At 68.4% G+C, this 16,731-nt stretch carries 17 protein-coding genes; 4 read left to right on the top strand and 13 right to left on the bottom strand.

Annotated elements, in window-relative coordinates:
* Window positions 1–79 precede the first annotated feature (79 nt).
* Complete coding sequence (locus D3H34_RS28750) at window positions 80–1,222, top strand: helix-turn-helix domain-containing protein (RefSeq protein ID WP_434057718.1); 1,143 nt, start codon at window positions 80–82, stop codon at window positions 1,220–1,222.
* A gap of 10 nt (window positions 1,223–1,232) precedes the next feature.
* Here the strand turns inward: D3H34_RS28750 and D3H34_RS28755 are convergent, their stop codons facing one another.
* The 8 genes from D3H34_RS28755 to D3H34_RS28790 form a co-directional block, all read right to left on the bottom strand.
* Window positions 1,233–1,610, bottom strand: coding sequence for a nuclear transport factor 2 family protein (locus D3H34_RS28755; protein WP_119557972.1), 378 nt, complete (start codon window positions 1,608–1,610; stop codon window positions 1,233–1,235).
* Between the two features lie 91 nt (window positions 1,611–1,701).
* Entirely contained in the window at window positions 1,702–3,195 is a 1,494-nt protein-coding gene (locus D3H34_RS28760; protein ID WP_119557974.1) for a M81 family metallopeptidase, read from the bottom strand.
* Window positions 3,192–4,472 (bottom strand): Zn-dependent hydrolase, encoded by a 1,281-nt coding sequence (locus D3H34_RS28765; RefSeq protein WP_119557976.1) that lies wholly within the window; start codon window positions 4,470–4,472, stop codon window positions 3,192–3,194. Before D3H34_RS28765 ends, D3H34_RS28760 begins: the two co-directional genes overlap by 4 nt.
* A gap of 27 nt (window positions 4,473–4,499) precedes the next feature.
* On the bottom strand, window positions 4,500–5,213 hold the full coding sequence (locus D3H34_RS28770; protein WP_119557978.1) for an ABC transporter ATP-binding protein: 714 nt from the start codon (window positions 5,211–5,213) through the stop codon (window positions 4,500–4,502).
* Window positions 5,210–5,977 carry an ABC transporter ATP-binding protein gene (locus D3H34_RS28775; protein WP_119557980.1) on the bottom strand — a complete coding sequence of 256 codons (768 nt, stop codon included), beginning with the start codon at window positions 5,975–5,977 and terminating at the stop codon, window positions 5,210–5,212. Before D3H34_RS28775 ends, D3H34_RS28770 begins: the two co-directional genes overlap by 4 nt.
* A complete protein-coding gene (locus tag D3H34_RS28780) occupies window positions 5,974–6,933 on the bottom strand; it encodes a branched-chain amino acid ABC transporter permease (protein ID WP_119557982.1) in 960 nt (319 codons plus the stop codon). The genes D3H34_RS28775 and D3H34_RS28780 overlap by 4 nt, the downstream gene beginning before the upstream one ends.
* Window positions 6,934–6,940: 7 nt before the next feature.
* A complete protein-coding gene (locus D3H34_RS28785; RefSeq protein WP_119557984.1) occupies window positions 6,941–7,801 on the bottom strand; it encodes a branched-chain amino acid ABC transporter permease in 861 nt (286 codons plus the stop codon).
* An 85-nt stretch (window positions 7,802–7,886) separates the two neighbouring features.
* Entirely contained in the window at window positions 7,887–9,092 is a 1,206-nt protein-coding gene (locus D3H34_RS28790; protein WP_119557986.1) for an ABC transporter substrate-binding protein, read from the bottom strand.
* A gap of 214 nt (window positions 9,093–9,306) precedes the next feature.
* Here D3H34_RS28790 and D3H34_RS28795 point away from each other — a divergent pair, with 214 nt between their 5' ends.
* The gene (locus D3H34_RS28795) at window positions 9,307–10,071 is read left to right on the top strand and encodes a FadR/GntR family transcriptional regulator (RefSeq protein WP_119557988.1); all 765 of its coding nucleotides are present in this window, start codon (window positions 9,307–9,309) and stop codon (window positions 10,069–10,071) included.
* Here D3H34_RS28795 and D3H34_RS28800 read toward each other — a convergent pair.
* Window positions 10,068–11,039 carry a LysR family transcriptional regulator gene (locus D3H34_RS28800; protein WP_119557990.1) on the bottom strand — a complete coding sequence of 324 codons (972 nt, stop codon included), beginning with the start codon at window positions 11,037–11,039 and terminating at the stop codon, window positions 10,068–10,070. The two genes, D3H34_RS28795 and D3H34_RS28800, sit on opposite strands and share 4 nt — an antisense overlap.
* 105 nt (window positions 11,040–11,144) lie before the next feature.
* On the opposite strand from D3H34_RS28800, the gene aptA reads away from it, so the two are divergent.
* Both aptA and D3H34_RS28810 read left to right on the top strand, forming a co-directional pair.
* Window positions 11,145–12,500, top strand: coding sequence for an omega-aminotransferase AptA (gene aptA / locus D3H34_RS28805; RefSeq protein WP_119557992.1), 1,356 nt, complete (start codon window positions 11,145–11,147; stop codon window positions 12,498–12,500).
* Between the two features lie 22 nt (window positions 12,501–12,522).
* On the top strand, window positions 12,523–14,040 hold the full coding sequence (locus tag D3H34_RS28810) for a CoA-acylating methylmalonate-semialdehyde dehydrogenase (protein ID WP_119557994.1): 1,518 nt from the start codon (window positions 12,523–12,525) through the stop codon (window positions 14,038–14,040).
* A gap of 21 nt (window positions 14,041–14,061) precedes the next feature.
* Here the strand turns inward: D3H34_RS28810 and D3H34_RS28815 are convergent, their stop codons facing one another.
* From D3H34_RS28815 to D3H34_RS28830, 4 genes are all read right to left on the bottom strand, one after another.
* Window positions 14,062–15,450 (bottom strand): FAD-dependent oxidoreductase, encoded by a 1,389-nt coding sequence (locus D3H34_RS28815; protein ID WP_119557996.1) that lies wholly within the window; start codon window positions 15,448–15,450, stop codon window positions 14,062–14,064.
* A gap of 17 nt (window positions 15,451–15,467) precedes the next feature.
* Window positions 15,468–15,917, bottom strand: a complete 450-nt coding sequence (locus D3H34_RS28820; RefSeq protein ID WP_119557998.1) for a GNAT family N-acetyltransferase — start codon at window positions 15,915–15,917, stop codon at window positions 15,468–15,470.
* Window positions 15,914–16,483 carry a phosphonate degradation HD-domain oxygenase gene (locus D3H34_RS28825; RefSeq protein ID WP_119558000.1) on the bottom strand — a complete coding sequence of 190 codons (570 nt, stop codon included), beginning with the start codon at window positions 16,481–16,483 and terminating at the stop codon, window positions 15,914–15,916. Before D3H34_RS28825 ends, D3H34_RS28820 begins: the two co-directional genes overlap by 4 nt.
* 12 nt (window positions 16,484–16,495) lie before the next feature.
* A partial coding sequence (locus D3H34_RS28830; protein WP_119552234.1) for an aldehyde dehydrogenase family protein occupies window positions 16,496–16,731 on the bottom strand: 236 nt, incomplete at its 5' end.

The following is a 16,731-nucleotide window of genomic DNA, read 5'->3' on the forward strand; positions in this document are numbered from 1 at the left end:
AAATGAAACAGCTTGTCGTCCGGCGAGCCCGCAAAGGCCGCCCTCCCACGCTCCCCACGCGCGAAGAAGAATCCTCACGATGATGTCCGCTTCCGCCGCCACCCCTCCCATCGAGCGTTCATTGGCCATTGCGCAGGCGCGCCGTGAGCTGATCGAAGGCGATGGCCCCCGCCCGCGCGCCGGCGTGCGGGTCGACCCGGGCATCACGCGCTCGTGGCAGCGTTGCCTCGAGGCCGGCCGCCGGCCCCAGCAGCGCGTGAGCTTCGACCCCGTGAGCCGCAGCACCAGCCGCGATGTCACGGAATGCAACAAGGCGCTGGTCTCGGCGGCGCGTCCGGTGATCGAGCGGCTCTCGCGTGCCATTGCCGACACCCGCTACTTCGCCATCCTGACCGACGCCCGAGGCATCGTGGTCGACGTGGGCACCCTGCCCGATGGCACCGACCCCGCCGCCCGCTATGCGCGCGACATCGGACGCATCGGCGTCGACCTGTCGGAAAACGCCATCGGCACCAGCGCCATCGGCACGGCGCTGGCCGAGCAGGAATCGGTCTGGTTGCACCGGGGTGAACACTTCTTTGACGACACCAGTGTGTACAGCTGCGCCGGCGCTCCGCTCTTCGGTCCCCGGGGAGACTGCATCGGCATGCTCGACCTCACGGGCGTGCAGGTGGTCGAGCGGCCCGAGTTGCGCCACCTGGCCACGCTGTCGGCGCGCAGCATCGAGAACCTGCTGGTGCAACGCGAACCCTGCGAGCTGCTGATGCGGCTGCTCTGGCCCGGCTGCCCGAGCAGCGAGACCACCGAGGGCCTGCTGTGCATCGATGCCGCCGGCCACGTCACCGGCGCCAACGCGGCGGCCCGGCAGATGCTGCACCAGCCGCTGGCCTGCCATGCCGGCGGCCTGCATTTCAACGACCTGTTCGCGCTGCCGCTGCACATGATGTTCGACGCCGCCCGGCGCGGCGACGCGATGCTCGAGGTGCCGCTGTGGTCGGGCCTGCGGGTGCAGGTGCGGGCCCAGCGCGGCGGCAGCGAGCTGGGCGGGGTGCCTGGCGCCGGCGCCGATGGCCGCCCGCGCCTGCGTGACGTGGAAACCGCGTTGATCCGCAAGGCGGTGAGCGAGGCACGCGGCAATGTGGCCGAGGCGGCACGCACGCTGGGCATCAGCCGTGCGACCGTCTACCGGAAGCTCTGGCGCGGCCGGCCTTCGGGCGAGTAATCCCCACCCTTCAGGCGCCGACGGGCACCTTGTCGAGAAAGCCCGTGACCGCGCGCAGCTTGCCTGCGTCGACCTGCGCGAAGTCGGTGCCCTGAATCAGGTCGTCGGCGCCGCTCGGGCCCAGGGTCCACGAAAAGCGCAGGTTGTCGCCATGCGCCTCGGCCTTCCCCAGCAGGTGGAAGCGAAAGCCCGGATAGCGTTGATGCACCGCGCCGACCAGCGCGCTGATCTGCTCGCGACCGCTGGCCTGCGCCAGCGGATCGACATAGCGGGCGTCGGCGGTCCAGCCGGCGTCGATGAGCGCGTCGCGGCGCGCGGCGTCGGTCTCGTTCCAGACGGCGATGTAGCCCGTGGCGATGGCGTGGGCGTCGTGGGCGGCGGTGTTCATGGCGACTGTTCCTTTCGAGGGTTCGACCCGCAACAGCGCGGGGTGAAGGAATGGTCGCGTGACACGCGCCGCGCGTCGATGACGTGGCAGGTTATGCCGCTGTGTCCAGCGTCGCGTTCGCGTCGAGCGGAAACACCGGCCGGCGCACCTGGCTGAACGGGAACAGGCTGTAGTCCGAACTCGTCACGCCCGGGCTGTCGCATTCCACCAGCGCCGCCGACAGCGGCTCGAACACCGGCCGGCAGTACATGCGCGACTTCAGCAGCAGGAAGCGCTCGGTGCGCGGATCGAGCCCCGCGCATTCGAACACGCCGATGTCCCACGGCTCCTGCGTGCGCTCGGTGACGACGATGCGCGCCGCACCAATGTCGAACAGCACGGTGCGGCCCATGCTGCTGCGCTGGCCGGTGTAGGTGGGGCCGGTGATCACGTACTCGCCGTCGCTGATCGTTCGCACGGTGCCGGTCAGCTGCACCGGCGTCTTCGCCAGGCCGATGCCCGCCAGCGACACCTTGTTGCCCAGCGCCACCGTCACCTCGGCGCCCTCGCCTGCCGCGATCAGCGCGGCCACCGCCTCGGGGTCGCACAGCGGCCCGACGCCGATGCCGTCCAGGCCCTGCGCCAGCGCCTCCTGCAGCACGTCCATGGTGTCGCAGCTGCCGCCCGACATGCAGTTGTCGCCATGGTCGAGCAGCAGCACCGGGCGCGTGGCGCCACCGGCGATGCGCTTCGCCCGCGCCACGGATTCGGCCAGCGGCTCGCTGCGGTAGATGAAGGCCTCGCGCTCGGCCCACATCTGCGCCGCGATGCGGTCGGCCGTGGCCTGCGCGCGCGCGGGCGATTGCGCATCGACCACGATCACGCTCATGCACGGCGCCGTGATGTCCGACAGCGAGAAGCCCGCGAGGATCGACACCGCCAGTGACTCGGAAACTTCCGCCGCGCGCGCCGCCTCGATGGCCCGCTGCATCGCGCCGGTGAACGACGCGCTGCGCAGCGTGTGCGCCATCAGCGGCAGTTGCCGCCAGCGCATGTGCGGCTGGCTGCGCCCGGCCAGCAGGTCGAACAGCAGCCGGCCGGCGTGCTCGCCGGTCTCGTACATGTCGACGTGCGGATAGGTCTTGAAACCGACGATGACGTCGGCGTTGTCCACCATCGCGGGCGTCACGTTGGCATGCAGGTCCAGAGCCACGCCGATCGGCACGCCGGGCGCCGCGGCGCGCAGGCGCACCAGCAGGTCGCCTTCGCCGTCGCGGCTGTTCTGCGCCACCATCGCGCCGTGCAGGTCGAGCAGGATGGCGTCGCAGCCCGGCGCGGCATCGACGATGCATTGCGTGAGCGTGGTGTAGGCCTGCGCATCGACCGGCCCGCTCGGGTTGGCCGACGCCGACACCGGCGCGACGACCTGCGCGCCCGCTGCTTCGGCGAGGTCGATGAAGGCCGACATCGCCGTGCGCATGCCCTTGTTGTCGGCGTAGGCCTGCGCGCCGAAGGTCGGGCCGTCGGGCCCGAAGGCCGCGAGGGGCGTGGGCACGGGCGAGAAGGTGTTGGTCTCGTGGTTGAGGCGCGCGATCAGGACTTTCATGCGGCCACTCCCGCGCTTTGCAGCATCGCTTGCAGCAGCACGTTGCATCCGGCCTCCAGATGGTCGGGCTGCGCATCCTCGATCTCGTTGTGGCTGATGCCGTCCAGGCAGGGCACGAAAATCATTGCCGCGGGGCATACGCGCGCAAGGTACACCGCGTCGTGGCCGGCACCGCTGATCACGTTCATCCACGTCATGCCGTGGTCTTGCGCGGCCTCGCGCACGGCCGTCACCAGCGCGGGCGTGAAGGGCTGCGGCGGGAAGTACACGACCTGCTCGAGCGTCGCTTCGACCTTGCCCTTCGCGGCGATGCGCTGCACGGCTTCTTTCAGTGCGGCGTCCATGGCCGACAGCACCACGTCGTCGGCCGCGCGCAGGTCGACGCTGAGCTTCACGCGGCCCGGGATCACGTTGCGCGAGTTCGGGTAGTTGTCGATCCAGCCCACGGTGCCGCGCCCGTGCGGCGCATGCGCGAGCGCGATGCGGTTCACCTCGACCACGAGTTCGGAAGCCGCGAGCAATGCATCCTTGCGCAGCTCCATCGGCGTGGGGCCGGCGTGGGCTTCCATGCCCTGCACCACCACGTCGTACCAGCGCTGGCCGAGTGCGCCCTCGACCACACCGATGACGCGCTCGTTGGCTTCGAGCACCGGGCCCTGTTCGATGTGCGCCTCGAAATACGCGCCGACCGGCGATGCCGCCGCCGAGGCGGGCACGGCGCCCGCGTAGCCGATGGCGGACAGCGCCTCGGCCACGCTCACGCCCTCCGTGTCGCGCTGCGCGAGTGCATGGTCGAGCGTGAAGGCGCCCGCGAACACGCCGGAGCCCATCATCACGGGCACGAAGCGCGAGCCCTCCTCGTTGGTCCACACCGCGACCTCGACCGGCGCCTCGGTGGCAATGCCGGCGTCGTTCAGGCTGCGGATCACCTCCAGCCCGGCGAGCACGCCGTAGTTGCCGTCGAACTTGCCGCCCGTGGGCTGCGTGTCGATGTGGCTGCCGGTGGTGACCGGCGGCAGTGCATTGTTGTGGCCCGCGCGGCGCGCAAAGATGTTGCCGATGGCGTCCACGCGCACCTCGCAGCCGGCCTCACGGGCCCAGCGCGAGAAGAGGTCACGGCCCTGGCGATCCAGGTCGGTGAGCGCAATGCGGCACACGCCGCCCTTCTCGGTGGCACCCAGCTGCGCGAGCTGCATCAGCGAGTCCCAGAGGCGCTGGCCGTTGACGCGCAGGGCGCGCACATTCGGCGCGGTGGAAAGTTCGTTCGTTGTGTTCATGGTTTTTGCGACGAATGGATGACGGGTTCAGGCAAGGCCCACGCCCAGGTAGCGGTCTTTCACGTCGTGGTCGGCCATGAAGTCGGCATTGCCGGCTTCGTGCACGATCACGCCCTGCTCCACGATGTAGTGGCGGTCGGCCAGCTGCACGCAGACCTCCAGGTTCTGCTCGACCAGCAGGATCGCCACGCCCGCGGCCTTGATGGTCTTGAGCTGCGCGACGATCTCTTCCACGATCACCGGCGCGAGGCCTTCGACGGGCTCGTCGAGGATCAGCAGGCGCGGGTGGTTCATGAGCGCGCGCCCGATGGCCAGCATCTGCTGCTCGCCGCCCGAGAGCTGTCCGCCGCCGTTGCGCCGGCGCTCCTTCAGGCGCGGGAAGATGCGGTAGATGTCGGCCAGCTGCCAGGGCGAATCGCGTCGCAGGCCGAGCATCAGGTTCTCTTCCACCGTCAGCAGCTTGAAGATGCCGCGGTGCTCCGGCACCAGGCACACGCCGCGCGTGGCGATGCGGTGCGGCGGCTGGCCCGCGATGTCCGCGCCCTGGAAGCGCACGCGCCCGCCCGTGGGCGTGACGGCGCCGGCGATGCCCTTGAGCGTGGTCGACTTGCCCGCGCCGTTGCGGCCCAGCAGCGTGACCAGTTCGGCCTCGCCCACCGTGAGCGACACGCCCTGCAGCACGTGGCTCTTGCCGTAGTGAGCGTGCAGGCCTTCGACTTCGAGGATGTTTTTCCCGCTCATGCCTTGCCTCCGGTGATCATGTTGCCCAGGTAGGCCGTGCGCACGCGCGCATCCGAACGGATGTCGCCCGGCAGCCCTTCGGCCAGCACGCGGCCCAGCTGCATGACGGTCACGGTGTCGGAGATGTCCATCACGATGTTCATGTTGTGCTCGATGAGCACCACGGTGTGCGCGTCGCGCAGGCCGCGGATGAGCTGCTTCATGTCGTCGAGGTCGTCGATGCCCATGCCCGAGGTCGGTTCGTCGAGAAAGATGGCCTTGGGCCTCGCAGCCAGCGCCATGCCCACTTCGAGGCGGCGCTGCTGGCCGTGCGAGAGCACGCTGGCGGCGGTGTCGGCCAGCCGTTCGAGGCCGACGCGCGCGAGCACCTCGGCCACCGTGTCGGCACAGGCACGCTCGCCGATGGGCGCACGCCAGCAGTTCATGGCCTGACGCGGCGCGATGCCTTGCGCGGCCACGCGCAGGTTCTCGCGCACCGACAGGCTGCCGAACAGACTGGTCACCTGGAACGAGCGCGCCATGCCGCGCTGCACGCGTTGGTGGTCGGGCTCGCGCGTCACGTCTTCGCCGTCGAACATGATGCGCCCGCCCGTGGTGGTGCCGGTGCCCGTGAGCATGTGGAACAGCGTGGTCTTGCCCGCGCCGTTGGGGCCGATCACCGAGTGCACGGTGTTGCGCTTGATCTTCAGGTCGACCCCGCCGAGCGCGGCGAACTTGCCGTAGTGCTTGGTGACGCCGATGGCTTCGATGAGGATCTCGCTCATGCTTTTTCTCCCTGTGCCAGCGGCGCCTTGGCCACAGCCGGTGTCTTGCGGAACACGCGGCGCCAGGCGCTTTCGCCCAGGCCCCAGAGGCCGCGTTGCATGCCGATGCTCACGCCGATCAGCAACAGGCCCAGCAGCAGCAGCCAGCGCGGCCACAGCGTGGAGAGCCAGTCGGCCAGCAGCACGTAGAAGGCCGAGCCGAGCACCGAGGCGAACAGGTTGCCGGTGCCGCCGATCACGGTGATGACCAGGATCATCTCGCTCGTGTGGTACTCGGCGTTCGACAGCGGCGCGATGCCGGTCATCATCGCGTGCAGGCCGCCGGCCAGGCCGGTGACGGCGCCCGAGATCACGAAGGCCAGCAACTTGAAGCGCTTGAGGTCGTAGCCCACGGCGGCGGCGCGGTCCTCGTTGTCGCGGATGGCCAGCAGCGTGCGGCCGAAGACCGAGTCGGTCACCTTCAGCAGCAGCCCGAACGCGATGAGGAAGATCACCGCCACGAAGGCGTAGTACTTCCACGGCGTGTCCATGAAGGCCGGGCGCGGCACGTCGAGCAGGCCGTTGTCGCCGCCCGTGAGCCCGGAGGCGGTGTACGCGATGAAGTAGAACATCTGGGCGAAGGCCAGCGTCAGCATCACGAAGTAGGTGCCGCGCTGGCGGATGGCGACCCAGCCGACCACCGCCGCGCCCAGCGCGCCCATGGCGATGGCCGCCGCCAGCGCGAGCGGCATCGGCAGTTGCAGGCGCGTGAGCAGGATCGCGATGGTGTAGCTGCCCAGCCCGAAGAAGATGCCCTGTCCGAACGACAGCAGCCCGGTGTAGCCCAGCAGCAGGTTGCAGCCCAGAGCCGCGAGCGCGTAGATGAGCACTTCGCTCGCGAGCGAGCCCGAGCGCATGAACAGCGGCAGCGCGAGCGCGACGATCAGCGCCAGCAGGAAGGTGTATTTCTTTGGCATGGCGCGTTCATCCTCTGCGGCCGAGCAGGCCATGCGGGCGCAGCAGCAGCACGGCGCCCATCGCGATGTAGATCATCAAACTCGCACCCGGCGGCCAGATGGTGCTCATGAGGCTTTGCACGATGCCGATCAGCACGCCGCCAACCAGCGCACCGCTGAAGCTGCCGAGCCCGCCGATCACCACGACCACGAAGGCCACGCCCAGCGCCTCGACGCCCATGAAGGGTTCGGCCCCGCGGATGGGCGCGGCGAGCACGCCGGCCAGCGCCGCCGTGGCCGCGCCGAGCGCGAACACCAGGCTGAAGACACGGAACACGTTGATGCCCAGCAGCGAGACCATCTCGGTCGACTCGCTGCCCGCGCGCACCGCGCTGCCCAGGCGTGTGCCTTCGAGCACCCACCACAGCAGCACCGCGAGCACGGCGGTGAAGCCGATCACGAAGAGCCGGTACTTCGGGTAGATGAAGCTGCCCCACATGACCACGCCCTGCAGCAGGTCGGGCGTGGGCACGCTGTTGCCCAGCGGGCCCCAGAACACGATCACGATTTCCTGCACCGCGAGCGCCAGGCCCACGGTGACGAGGATGTGGAACTCGTGCGCCTTGGCGTACACGCGGCGCAGCAGCAGCTTCTCGGCCAGCCAGCCGAGCGCGCCGACGAACAGCGGCACCAGCACGAGCGCGACCCAGAAGTTCAGGCCCCACTGCAGCGCCTGGAAGCACAGGTAGGCGCCCAGCAGATAGAAAGCGCCGTGCGCGAAGTTCACGAAGCGCAGCAGGCCGAACACGATGGACAAGCCAACGGCCAGCAGGAAATACAGCATGCCGATGCCGATTCCGTTGATGGTCTGGAGCAGGTAGACGGACATAGGTGTCGTGGTGGGCGAACGAACAGGCGGCCCACGCCCTGCCCGCACCGCAAGCGGCGCGAGCGCGGCGCGAGGCCGGGCGGCGTCAGGCCAGCTTGCAGCCCGTTTTGTCGACGGGCAGGAACGACTTGCCGGAACTCACCACGTCGACGTAGTCGGCCGGGTTGGCCATCTTCGATTTCGCCTTGCCCTTGAGCAGGTAGTAGTCCTTGATGACCTGGTGGTCGGCCTTGCGGATTTCTTCCGTACCCGTGAGGCCGTCGAACTTCATGCCTTCGAGCGCCGCGATGACGGCCTTCTGGTCGACCGAGCCGGCTTTCACGATGCCGTCGATGAGGATCTTGGTGCAGATGTACGAGCCGGCCAGGCTGTAGTTGGGCACGATCTTGAGCTTGTCGGCCGTGCGCTTGACCAGGTCCTTGTTCAGCGGCGTGTCGACCGTGTGCCAGTACTGCGCACCGAAGTAGACGCCCTCGCACAGGTCGGCGCCCAGCTCATCGAACTGCTCCAGGCCCGAGGCCCAGGCCATGAGGATCGTCATGTTCTTGTGCATGCCGAAGCTCACCGCCTGGCGCAGCGCGGCCGACGACTGCGCGCCGAAGTTCAGGAGCAGCAGCACGTCGGGCTTGGCCGCCATCGCGTTGGTGAGGTAGCCGCTGAACTCCTTGTCGTTGAGCGAGTGGTAACTGTTGCCCACGTGCTCGATGCCCTTCTCCTGGAAGATGTTCTTGGCCGCGCTCAGCAGGCCGTCGCCGAACACGTACTGCGGCGTGATCGTGTACCAGCGTTTGGCCTTGGGCATGGCGGCGATCAGCGGGCGCACCGTCTGCTCGATCGCACCGAAGGTGGGCACCGACCAGCGGAAGGTGGCGGGGTTGCAGTCCTTGCCGGTGATCTCGTCGGCGCCCGCGGTGGTGATGAACAGGCCGCCGGCCTTCTCGGCCTCCTTGCCCATGGCCAGCGATTCCGACGACAGGATGCCGCCCGCGAAGAACTTCGCGCCCTGCTGCTGCGAGGCTTCCTGCACCTTGCGCACGGCGGTGGCCGGCTTGCCTTCGGTGTCGAGCAGCGTGTAGGCCAGCGGACGGTTCAGCACCTTGCCGTACTGCTCGATCGCCAGCTTGGCGCCCAGGTCGGCGAACTTGCCGTTGGCCGCGAACGCACCCGACATGGGCACCGGCGCACCGAAGCGGATCGCGTCGTTGGCCTGGGCGAAGACCGAGCGGCTCGCCAGGAGCGAGGCCGGGGCGGCCGACAGGGCGGCGAGCTGAAGGAGTTGTCTGCGTTGCATGGGGTTCTCCGGTCGTGGTGTGGAAAGTGGGGAAGAAAACACGGTGCCTGCGATCGCCGGCAATTTAAGCGGATAAATAGGATTAATATGTTGGTAAAAACCCGTTAGCAAGCCCCGTGCCCAAACCCAACCCGACCCTGCCGATGACGCCGTTAAGATCGCGCGCTGTTGCGCATCCCGCGCATCTCCCGATGTGCATGGATGGAGCGTTTTGATGAGAGTGGGGCACAACCCTCCGAAGCGGCAAAAGCTCTCGGACGTCATCGTCGAAGACGTCAAGCGATGGATCGTTGCCGAGCGCAAGCAGCCCGGCGACCGGCTACCGAACGAGAAGGAACTGATCGAGCTCTTCGGCTATTCGAAGAGCACGGTGCGCGAGGCGCTGAAGGCGCTGGAAGTGCGCGGGCTGGTGTCGATCCGCACCGGCCCCGGCGGCGGCGCGTACCTGCAGCAGGTGTCGGTGGACCATGCGTCGGAGCCACTGCGCAACTTCCTGCACTTTCATCACCTCGACGGCCATCACATCTACCAGCTGCGCAAGGTGCTGGAGCCCGAGCTGGCCGTGAGCGTGGTCGGCCGGCTCACGCCCGAGCAGTTCGCGCGGCTCGAAGAGAACGTGCGCCTGTGCACCATCGAGCCGACCACCGAGGACGAGCTGCGCACGCAGCGCGAGGCCGAACTGGCCTTTCACACGATGCTGGCCGAGGCCTGCCCCAACCCGGTGCTGTCCTTCATGTGCCGTTTTCTCAACGACCTGCTGCGCGACCTGGTCGTCTACAAGAAGGCGCTGGACCACCACCACTTCGGCGAGACCAACGTCGATTACCACACGCAGCTGCTGGCGGCCTACCGCAAGGAAGACGCGGACGAGGTGCGGCGGCTGATGGCCGAGCACATGGTGGATGCGGAGCACCACATGCATGAGATGGAAGCGCACATCGGCGCGAAGCACCTGTTGCTGCCGAGCGGGCAGCGCTAACGGGCGTGGGCTTTCTCCAGGCACTCCTGAAACGCCAGCACCGCCCGTGAAGGCTTCGGGGAGCGCCGAAGCAGACTCACGAACCGGCACGCATAGTTGAAGCGCGCCGGCAGCACCGCCTTCATCAGCCCGCGCTGCTCGAACACCTGCGCATAGTGGTCGGGCAGGAAGCCCAGGAAGCGCCCCGACAGGATCAGCGTCGCGATCGCCTCCTGGTCGAACCCGGTCGCCTTGCGCGACAGCCGCGCCCGGTGGCTCAGCTCCATGTTTGGTGAGTGGTAGCCCAGCCCCGCGAAATGATGCTCGCCCAGCTTCGACCACGTGAGCTTGCCGTGCGGGCTGTCGAACAGCGGGTGCCCCTGGCCGCAGTACAGCAGCATGGTCTCGTCGAACAGGTCGGCGTAGACCAGGCTCTTGGAGCTGCGGTGCGCCGGGATGATGCCGATCTGGAAATTGCCCTCCAGCACGCCCTGCTCGATGGCGTTGATCGAGCCCACATGCACAGCCAGGTTCACCTCGGGCGCGATCTCGGTGAAGCGCGCAATGGCCTCGCCGATGCGCGCCTTCGGGTTGGTCGCGGTCTTGTCGAACAGCGCCACCTCCAGTTGCCCGCCCATGCGGTTGTGGATGTCGTCGATGCTGCCGCGAAAGGCGTCGACCGAGGCCAGCAGCCGCAGCGTCTCGTCGTACACGCGCTGGCCCTCGGCCGTGAGCGCGAAACCCGCCCGGCCGCGCCGGCACAGCACGAGGCCCAGGCGCGTTTCCAGGTCTTTCACGTGGCGGCTCACGGTGGAGGTGCCGATGTTCAGCTCCAGCTCGGCCGCCGCCATGCCGCCGCAGTCGACCACGCTCTTGAACACCTTCAGCAGGCGCAGGTCCATGTCGCTGAGCTGCCCCAGGACGGCGCGGTTGCGCGTGCCCTGGGCACCGTTTTGGGCGTCTTCCGACGCCGCGGCCTTTACTTGCATGAATCGTCAAGTGAACATTGATATTGCGCCATTCTCCACACTGAAGGGTCTGCGAACAATCGGCGCATTCCTTCACCCCCGGAGCCCGCCTGTGCGGGATGCGCCATGACCCTTGCCACACCCGCCATCGAACCCACGCCCACCGCGCGCACCGACGCCGCCTGGCTCGAGGCGCACTGGATGCCCTACACCGGCAACCGCAACTTCAAGGCCGATCCGCGGATCCTCGTGGAGGCCAAGGGCGCCTACTTCACCGACAACGACGGCCGCAAGATCTTCGACGGCCTCTCGGGCCTGTGGTGCTCGGGCCTGGGCCACGGCCGCCCCGAGATCACCGAGGCGGTGAGCTGCCAGATCGCCAAGCTCGACTACTCGCCCGCCTTCCAGTTCGGCCACCCGCTCTCCTTCGAGCTGGCCAACAAGATCAAGGAACTGACGCCCGCCGGCCTGGACTACGTGTTCTTCACCGGCTCGGGCTCCGAAGCCGCCGACACCTCGCTGAAGATGGCGCGCGCCTACTGGCGCACCAAGGGCCAGGCGAGCAAGACGCGCCTGATCGGCCGCGAGAAGGGCTACCACGGCGTGAACTACGGCGGCATCTCGGTCGGCGGCATCGCGGCCAACCGCAAGCTGTTCGGCCAGGGCGTCGAGGCCGACCACCTGCCGCACACGCAACTGGCGGCCAACGCCTTCTCGCGCGGCATGCCCGAGAACGGCGCCGAGCTGGCCGACCGCCTGCTCGACCTGATCGCGCTGCACGACGCCTCGACCATCGCGGCCGTGATCGTCGAGCCCTTCGCCGGCTCGGCCGGCGTGGTGATTCCGCCCAAGGGCTACCTGAAGCGCCTGCGCGACATCTGCACCGCGAACAACATCCTGCTGATCTTCGACGAAGTGATCACCGGTTTCGGCCGCTGCGGTGCGCTCACCGGCGCGGATGCCTTCGGCGTCACGCCCGACATCATGAACATCGCCAAGCAGGTCACCAACGGCGCGCAGCCGCTGGGCGCCGTGGTGGCCAACAAGGACATCTACGACACCTTCATGGCCGCGGGCGGCCCCGAGTACATGCTCGAGTTCCCGCACGGCTACACCTACGGCGCGCACCCCGTGGCCTGCGCCGCCGGCATCGCCGCGCTCGACGTGCTCCAGAAGGAAGACATGATCGGCCGCGTGCAAACGCTGGCCCCGCACTTCGAGAACGCCGTGCACAGCCTCAAGGGCAGCAAGCATGTCGCCGACATCCGCAACTACGGCCTGGCCGCCGGCATCACCATTGCCGCACTGCCGGGCGAGCCCGCACGCCGCCCCTACGAGATCGCGATGAACTGCTGGAAAAAGGGCTTCTACGTGCGCTACGGCGGCGACACGATCCAGCTCGCACCGCCCTTCATCGCCGAGAAGGCCGAGATCGACCGCATGGTCAACGCCCTTTCCGACGCTTTGGCTGAAACCAACTGATCCCCTTTCGAGACCTCCAGACATGCAACACGACAAGAACGTCACCGCCACCATCGGCCACTTCATCGACGGCAAGCACGTCGGCGGCGGCAGCCGCGTGCAGCCGGTGTTCGACCCCGCCACCGGCCTGTCGGCCAAGAGCGTGGCGCTCGCCGACAAGCTCACGGTCGAGCAGGCCATTGCCTCGGCGCAGGCCGCCTTCCCGGCCTGGCGCAACACGCCACCGCTGAAGCGCGCCCGCGTGATGAGCCGCCTGAAGACGCTGCTCGAAGAGAACGCCGACACCATCGCCGCGCTCATCACCGCCGAACATGGCAAGGTGCTGGCCGACGCGCACGGCGAACTGCAGCGCGGCATCGAGAACGTCGAGTACGCGAGCTACGTGCCCGAGCTGCTCAAGGGCGAGCACAGCAAGAACGTCGGCCCGGCCATCGACTCGTGGAGCGAGTTCCAGGCCATGGGCGTCACGGCCGGCATCACGCCGTTCAACTTCCCCGTCATGGTGCCGCTGTGGATGTGGCCGATGGCCGTGGCCTGCGGCAACACCTTCGTGCTCAAGCCCTCGGAGCGCACGCCCTCCTCCACGCTGTTCATGGCCGAACTCGCGCTGCAGGCCGGCCTGCCGCCGGGCGTGCTGAACGTGGTCAACGGCGACAAGGAAGCGGTCGACACGCTCTTGACCGACCGCCGCGTGAAGGCCGTGAGCTTCGTCGGCTCCACGCCCATCGCCGAATACATCTACACCACGGGCACGGCCCACGGCAAGCGCGTGCAGGCGCTCGGCGGCGCCAAGAACCACGCGGTGGTGATGCCCGACGCCGACATCGGCAACGCGGTGAGCGCGCTGATGGGCGCGGCCTACGGCTCGTGCGGCGAGCGCTGCATGGCGATCCCGCTGGTGGTGGCCGTGGGCGACGCGACCGCCGATGCAGTCGTCGAAGGCCTGAAGGTCGAGATCGCCAAGATGAAGGTCGGCCCCGGCACCGACAACGGCAACGACATGGGCCCGCTCGTGACGCAGCCGCACTTCGAGAAGGTCAAGGCCTTCGTCGACGCCGGCGTGGCCGCCGGCGCCAAGCTGGTGGTCGACGGCCGCGGCATCCAGGTCGAAGGCCACGAAGGCGGCTACTACCTCGGCGCCTGCCTGTTCGACCACGTCAAGCCCGGCATGACGATCTACCAGGAGGAAATCTTCGGCCCCGTGCTCGGCGTGGTGCGCGTGAAGACGCTGCAGGAAGCCATGGACCTGATCGACGCGCACGAGTACGGCAACGGCACCTGCATCTTCACGCGCGACGGCGAGGCCGCGCGCTGGTTCAGCGACAACATCCAGGTCGGCATGGTCGGCGTCAACGTGCCGCTGCCGGTGCCCGTGGCGTACCACTCGTTCGGCGGCTGGAAGCGTTCGCTCTTCGGCGACCTGCACGCCTACGGCCCCGACGCCGTGCGCTTCTACACCAAGCGCAAGACCATCACGCAGCGCTGGCCCTCGGCCGGCGTGCGTGAGGGCACGATGTTCTCGTTCCCGTCGAACCGTTGATATCGAGGCGGTTGCAGCAGGTCAGGCCTTATCAGCCTTGCCTGCGGCATTCGCCAGCTTGCTGAGCATGCGGTCCACCAGCCACGGCTGGCGGTCCTCGTCCTCGGCCCGCTCCTTGCGCCGGATCGCGTTGCGCACCACGATCGATCCGACATAGCGCATCGGCTCCGGCGGAAAGTAGCCCAGCGGCCCGCCCGTGATCGGGCTGCGCGTCCAAGCGTTGTCCTGGTCGAGCACCAGCGACGACAGGATCTGCCCACCCATGTAGGTCGGCCCCACGCCGTTGCCCGAGTAGCCGAAGCCGTAGTAGATGTGCGGCGCGCCACCGAGCTTGCCGAAGAACGGAAAGCCCGTCACCGAGCGATCGGACGGGCCGTTCCAGCTGGCGGTGATCGGCGTCTCGCTCAACGCGGGGAAGAAGGAATGCAGGGCCTGCGTGAGCTCGGCTTCGTACGGCGAACGCTCGTCGAACACCTTGGCCATGCGGCCGCCCCAGGCGAAGGTGTTGCCGCCCTTGCCCAGCATGATGCGGCCGTCCACCGTGCTGCGGTAGTAGTACACGAAGGTGCGCGAGTCGAGCACCGACACGCCGTCGGTCAGGCCGATCTGCTGCAGCAGATCGGGGCAGCGCTCGGTGATGATCATGTCGCTGGACACGATGGCGATGGTCCGCTCGAACTGCGGAAAGCGGCTGGCCATCCACGCGTTCATCGCAAGCACCAATTTCTTCGCGCGCACCGTGCCGGTCGGCGTGCGCACCACCACGGGTTGGTCGGTGCTGAAGTCGATCATCGGCGTGCGCTCGTGGATGCGGATGCCCAGGGCCAGCGCCACGCGCCGCAGCCCGCGCACCAGCTTGCCCGGATGCACGGTGGCGGCAACTGGCGAATACACGCCGGCCAGGTTGCGCGCCGAGCCCGAGCGCCGCGCCACCTCGTCGGGCGGCAGCGCGTGGTACGAGTGGATGCCGCGCGCTTCCAGCGCCTGCATCATGGGATCGAGCGTGCCGATCTGCGCCTGCGAGGTCGCGGTGTAGAGCGTGCCGTCGCGCCGCAGCTCGGCGTCGATGCCGTGCGCGGCGCAGAAGTCCGCGATGTGCCCCACCGCCGCCTCCGACGCCTTCACGAGGCGCACCGCCTCGTCCTCGCCGAACAACCGGCGCAGCGTGAGGAACTTGGCCGACCAGGTGAGCAGGCAGCCACCGTTGCGCCCGCTGGCACCGGCGCCGCACAGGTCGCTTTCGAGAATCACGATGTCGAGCGACGGCGCCTGCAGCTTGGCCTGGATGGCCGTCCACAGCCCCGTGAAGCCGCCGCCGACGATGCAGACATCGGCGCTGTGTTCGCCCTGCAGCGCGGGGGCGAGGTCGCCGTCGTTGAAGAGGGCCTGTTCGATCCAGAAGGGGCGCATCGTGGGCTCCGTGGGTATCAGGGCTTGCGCCGCATCTCGAATGAAAAGTCGGACACGCGTTCGACAGCAAACCCGAGGCGCTCGTAGAGCGCCTTCGCCGGGTTGGCCCTGAGCACGCTGAGGGTGAGGTCGACGCCAGCGCGCGTCGCCTCGTCGACGACCTCGGCCAGCAGGCGGGAGCCGATGCCTCCCCCTTGATAGCCGGGCGCGAGCTGGATCTGGATGACCACCCACTCGTGCGGATCGCGCGACACCTTCAGCAGCCCCACCGGCTGGCCCTCGTGCTGCAGGACCTCGGCGCACTCGAAGCGATGCATCAGCCGCGCCATGTGGTGCGCGTCGCTCACCTCGGCGCCGGAAGCGACCACGTGGCCGTTCATGGTCCGCTGCCGCAGCGCGAGCAGGAAGGGAATGTCTTCCTGCGTCGCCGGGCGGCGCACCAGGTCGGGTGCGGCCGGGGCGTTCATGCGGGCGCGGTGGCGACGTCCTGCCGCAGCGCGCGCGCCAGATGCCGCGCGTAGTGCGCCAGGTCGGGGGTTTTCAGGTCGGCGCACTTGGCCGTGTCGTCCCAGCGGCGCAGGCGCACGGCGTCCATCGCGTAGGGCAAGGCCTCGAAGGCCTGCGCCTGCGCTTCGTCGAAGACACCGCCCTGCAATTGCAGGCTGCGCTTCGAATCGGGCGACAGCGCCTCCAGGTAGCCGGGCTCGCGCGCGCACAGGAAACGCTTGGCGTCCACATGCAGCCGGATCGGCTCCAGCGTGGCCGCACCGAACAACGCACGCAGGAACGGCAGGCAGCGGTACTGGTGCAGATCGTCCAGCCCCTGCTGCGTCGGCGTGCCGCCGAAGTCGTGCAGCAGGTGGCCGATGTCGTGCAGCAGCGAGGCGGCGATCAGCGCGCTGTCGGCGCCCTCCTGCTCGGCCAGGTGGGCGGACTGCAGCGCGTGTTCGAGCTGCGTGACGGGCTCGCCGTCGTACTGCGCGTGGCCCTTGGTTTCGAAGAGGCCGACGATGTCGGGAATGCTGAGACTCATGGGGCGTGCGTGTTACCAGGGCAGCGAATAGGTCTTGGTGTTGGTGAAGCTCTTCATCGCCTCGAGCACGCCTTCCTTGTAGCCCAGGCCCGAGTCCTTGATGCCGCCGAAGGGTGTGAGTTCGAGCCGATAGCCCGGCACCTCGCGCACGTTCACGCTGCCCACGTTCAGCTCGCGGATGAAGCGCGTGATGTAGTCCAGCCGGTTGGTGCAGATCGACGACGACAGGCCGTACGCCGTGCCGTTGG

The organism is Acidovorax cavernicola (genome assembly GCF_003581445.1).

Excerpts from the sequence above, each read along its gene's own strand:
- aptA (WP_119557992.1), top strand. The coding sequence starts at position 11,145 with ATGACCCTTGCCACACCCGCCATCGAACCCACGCCCACCGCGCGCACC.
- D3H34_RS28770 (WP_119557978.1), bottom strand. The coding sequence starts at position 5,213 with ATGAGCGGGAAAAACATCCTCGAAGTCGAAGGCCTGCACGCTCACTAC.
- D3H34_RS28810 (WP_119557994.1), top strand. The coding sequence starts at position 12,523 with ATGCAACACGACAAGAACGTCACCGCCACCATCGGCCACTTCATCGAC.
- D3H34_RS28820 (WP_119557998.1), bottom strand. The coding sequence starts at position 15,917 with ATGAACGCCCCGGCCGCACCCGACCTGGTGCGCCGCCCGGCGACGCAG.
- D3H34_RS28765 (WP_119557976.1), bottom strand. The coding sequence starts at position 4,472 with ATGAACACAACGAACGAACTTTCCACCGCGCCGAATGTGCGCGCCCTG.
- D3H34_RS28795 (WP_119557988.1), top strand. The coding sequence starts at position 9,307 with ATGAGAGTGGGGCACAACCCTCCGAAGCGGCAAAAGCTCTCGGACGTC.
- D3H34_RS28760 (WP_119557974.1), bottom strand. The coding sequence starts at position 3,195 with ATGAAAGTCCTGATCGCGCGCCTCAACCACGAGACCAACACCTTCTCG.
- D3H34_RS28785 (WP_119557984.1), bottom strand. The coding sequence starts at position 7,801 with ATGTCCGTCTACCTGCTCCAGACCATCAACGGAATCGGCATCGGCATG.
- D3H34_RS28790 (WP_119557986.1), bottom strand. The coding sequence starts at position 9,092 with ATGCAACGCAGACAACTCCTTCAGCTCGCCGCCCTGTCGGCCGCCCCG.
- D3H34_RS28750 (WP_434057718.1), top strand. The coding sequence starts at position 80 with ATGATGTCCGCTTCCGCCGCCACCCCTCCCATCGAGCGTTCATTGGCC.
- D3H34_RS28755 (WP_119557972.1), bottom strand. The coding sequence starts at position 1,610 with ATGAACACCGCCGCCCACGACGCCCACGCCATCGCCACGGGCTACATC.
- D3H34_RS28775 (WP_119557980.1), bottom strand. The coding sequence starts at position 5,977 with ATGAGCGAGATCCTCATCGAAGCCATCGGCGTCACCAAGCACTACGGC.
- D3H34_RS28825 (WP_119558000.1), bottom strand. The coding sequence starts at position 16,483 with ATGAGTCTCAGCATTCCCGACATCGTCGGCCTCTTCGAAACCAAGGGC.
- D3H34_RS28800 (WP_119557990.1), bottom strand. The coding sequence starts at position 11,039 with ATGCAAGTAAAGGCCGCGGCGTCGGAAGACGCCCAAAACGGTGCCCAG.
- D3H34_RS28780 (WP_119557982.1), bottom strand. The coding sequence starts at position 6,933 with ATGCCAAAGAAATACACCTTCCTGCTGGCGCTGATCGTCGCGCTCGCG.
- D3H34_RS28815 (WP_119557996.1), bottom strand. The coding sequence starts at position 15,450 with ATGCGCCCCTTCTGGATCGAACAGGCCCTCTTCAACGACGGCGACCTC.